At 63.4% G+C, this 3562-nt stretch carries 3 protein-coding genes and 1 pseudogene; all 4 read right to left on the bottom strand.

What is annotated here, in order from left to right; genetic code table 11:
- A partial coding sequence (locus ACFTOW_RS01815) for a calcium-binding protein (protein ID WP_379912484.1) occupies positions 1-2585 on the bottom strand: 2585 nt, incomplete at its 3' end.
- Between the two features lie 301 nt (positions 2586-2886).
- Positions 2887-3144 (bottom strand): hypothetical protein, encoded by a 258-nt coding sequence (locus tag ACFTOW_RS01810; protein WP_417498541.1) that lies wholly within the window; start codon positions 3142-3144, stop codon positions 2887-2889.
- A pseudogene (locus ACFTOW_RS19930) lies at positions 3145-3201 on the bottom strand (hypothetical protein); the annotation flags it as partial.
- Positions 3202-3223: 22 nt separating this feature from the next.
- On the bottom strand, positions 3224-3550 hold the full coding sequence (locus ACFTOW_RS01805) for a CAP domain-containing protein (RefSeq protein WP_465261597.1): 327 nt from the start codon (positions 3548-3550) through the stop codon (positions 3224-3226).
- Positions 3551-3562 lie beyond the last annotated feature (12 nt).

Genomic DNA, 3562 nt, shown 5'->3' with positions numbered 1-3562 from the left:
GCGATTCCCCTGTCCCCGCCATAGAGTTCGTCATTTCCGGCATTGCCCTGCAGGCTGTCGTCGCCGTCCCCGCCATAGAGCGTGTCGAACCCGTCGCCCCCGATCAGCGTGTCGTCACCCGCATCGCCATGCAACTCGTCGAACCCGATGCCGCCGTTGAGCAGGTCGTCACCAGCACCGCCCAGCAGGCTGTCGTTGCCCGCGTTGCCCAGCAGCGTGTCGGCACCATCGCCGCCGTCCAGCGTGTCAAAGCCGTCGCCCCCGATCAGCAGGTCATTGCCCGCCCCGCCCAGCATGGTGTCGGAGCCGGTTCCGCCCGTCAGCGTGTCATCGCCCGCCCCGCCGTCCAGCAGGTTGTTGCCACCCACACCGCTCAGCACGTCGTCGCCGTAATCGCCGATGAGAGTGTCATCGCCCGCCGTCCCGGTCAGGTCGAGATTGCGAAGGGCCAACACCTCCTCCAGCGACAGGGTGCCATCGGTGAACTCGAAAGCCTCGATGTTGCGAAACACATCAACGCCGCGACCAGAGGAAATCGTGATCTCGTGTTCGGGACCGGTCACGACGGTGCCGCTGCTCCAAGAGTAGACCAGAACCCGCGCAAGGTCATGGCCATCCCCCCCATCCAGCGTGTCATTGCCATAGCCCCCATAAAGCGTGTCGTCGCCTGCCCCGCCAGACAGCAGGTCATCGCCGTTGCCGCCATCCAGTGAATCGTTCCCCAGCCCACCGATCAGCGTGTCGTCGCCGTCGCGCCCGTATAGCCGGTCATTGCCTTCGCCGCCCTCGATCAGGTCATTGCCGCCATTGCCATAGATCAGGTCGTCGCCGTAATCGCCGATCAGCGTGTCGTTGTCATCGGTGCCGATGATCGTGCTGTTGCGCAGCGGCAGCATGTCTTCGAGCGTCAGGTCATCGGAGAACGAGCCGCTGCGGAATTCGAAATGCTCCACGCCGGTCACGTCCGTGCGGCTGCCCTCGTAGGTGATGACAAGATTGTCGGCCGGCCCGCGCACGGTGACGCCACTGGCGCGCACCCCGTCAAGGATCACGCGGTCGGTGCCGTCACCGCCCTGAATCGTGTTGTCGCCGGGGCCGCTGAAGAACGTGTCGTCGCCGGCCCCGCCCTGCATCAGGTCACTGCCGTCACCGGCTACCAACGTGTCGTTGCCCGCGCCACCAATCAGCGTGTCGTTGCCCGCACCTCCATCGAGGAAATCCGCGGCGGCAGAACCTTGCAGACTGTCATCACCACCCAACCCGAACAGCGCCATGCCATCATCATTGGCGGTCAGCGTGTCATTGCCTGTGCTGCCCAGTTCCTCGGCCAGCTGGCGCCAGGTAAACACCTCCCAGTCGTTGCCGTTCCAACTGGCGTGGCCCTCGACCAGTCCCAGAAGCTGCCCGTTGCCCAACACGGCAAATTCCGGGGCCTGGGCATAATAATTGGTGTCGTAATCGGGCACCCGCCGTTCGGTGAACACGAACCGGTCGCCATCCACCAGCGTGTTGTCGGCATCGAAGCGGTAAGCATGGGTGCTGTAGGCAACCGATCCCGAGGGCACGAATTGCGCCCCGATCAGGAAGCCGCCATCGGGCATCGCCGTCACCTCGACATCGCGGTACTGGCGCGTCAGGGGCACCTCGTCGGTCAGCGGCGTGCCGTCCTCGTCAAAGCGGCGCCACATCGAGGTTGTGCCGCTGCGCCAGGCCACGACGAAATCGCCATTGGTCAGCACGTCGACCGAGGCGTAATCGGCCCATGTCTCAAGGCTCTGGCTGATCATGAAATTGCCGGTGACGGCGCTGCCGTCATTGGCGAATATGCGCCCGACGACGGCCGGATGATCGGCGGCATTGCCCGGCGCACCCTCGCCCGCGCGCATCACCACCAGATACTGACCATCGCCCACCGCCACCGCGTCATAGGCCGTGCTCCACAGATCCCAGCCATAAGACACCGATCCGACCCAGGGCATGATCTGTGCAGGCGCGCTTGTGGCGCTGCCGTCGGCGGCGAATGTCTGGGTATAGATCGTGCTGGCCCCGACATATTGCGCCAGAATGCCCGAATACCCTGCATCCCAAGTGACCGAAAAGCCGCCGTTGTCCAGCGCGGCGATGGCCACATGCTGCCCGCCCGATGCGGTGACATCGACATACTGATCGCGCGTTTCAAGATAGCGCGGGGGCAGCGGCAGCAGCACATCGCCAAGCAGGCCGCACCCAGCATCATAGGTCTGCACCCGCAGATCGCCTGACCCCCGGTCATGCCAGCCGATCGCATATCCGCCCCCCTCCAGCCCCGTGGCAAAGGGGTGATAACTGGGCGTCTGGCTTTGCGGCAGGCCCTCCAGCCGCGCCAGCGAGATCAACCCGCCCTGTGCGGCCCCCGTCGCATCATAGCGCTGCGCGCTGACCTCGACATCATAGATGTAAAGATCGGGATCAGGCCGCACCCGCTGTTCGAACACCACCAATGCGCCGCCATCGGCCAGTTGCGTGATGCCTGACCGGTATTGCTCGCCTGCGCTTTCGGCATGGGCGCGGGCGATATCGGCAGCGGGAACAAGATGATAGGTCATGATGGGCTTCCTGTGCGTTGGATAAGCATGACCGACGAAAACCGCACTGACCGGCTCCGCCAATCACGACGCCCATTTTATCCGGACAGATCGCCCGCACGAATGATCTGCATCAATTGGAATATGTCGGCAATCCGCCCGCTCCCCGCGCCCGTTCTGGTGTGAAAGGTCGCGAGGAGGGGTCGAAAGGATCAGGAAGCCATCGAGGGGACACGCGGCAAAGGCAATCAGGTTTGCCACCACAGAACCGCCTCACCAAAAAGGTCGGCATCGATTGGCGCCCGCGTCGCCCATGGACCTTTCAGAAGATAAAGTCGAGCGCGTCGAGATCACCAAGATTGACGTTGTTGAGCTGGACGAAATCGCCCGTTCCATCCTCGATGATCACGCGATTGCCCACCTGCGTCATGTGGTTGTTGAAAAGATCGGCCCAGTTGGTGATGGCCGAAACCCCTGACAGGTCGATCTTTTCAAAACCGTCCAGCGCGTCGAAGTCGGCGATCGTGTCCTGACCGAACCCGTCGGCAAAGACGAAGGTGTCGGCCTGCTTGCCACCCACCAGCACATCGTTGCCGTCGCCGCCCTCGATCGTGTCACCGCCACGCCCGCCGAAAATGCTGTCATTGCCGCCACCGCCTTCAAGGATGTCCGCGGCAGCGNGTCTGTGTCACGATGACCGATTTGTAGGTGCCCGAGCTGAAGCTGTAATTGCCCGTCTCGATGCCGATGCCGATGTAATCCAGCGCCGGGTTGAGAATGTTGGCCCGGTGGCCGGGGCTGTTCATCAGCGACGTGTGCAGGTTCTGCACGTCGTCCATGATGCCCGCCGCCCCGCGTTCGCTCTGCACGGCGATGTTTTCCGCCGACCGCCATGAGCCGCTGAAATCAAATCCCGCATCGCGCATGCGCTGGGTGGCGGAGGAGCCGCCGATGCCGGTGTGGGAAAAGACGTTGTGCTGCAGCATCCATTGCGAATG

Origin of the sequence: Lacimonas salitolerans, assembly GCF_042677865.1 — a bacterium.
Classification (GTDB): Bacteria; Pseudomonadota; Alphaproteobacteria; order Rhodobacterales; family Rhodobacteraceae; genus Lutimaribacter; species Lutimaribacter salitolerans.
This window is presented reverse-complemented; position numbering and strand designations above follow the sequence as displayed.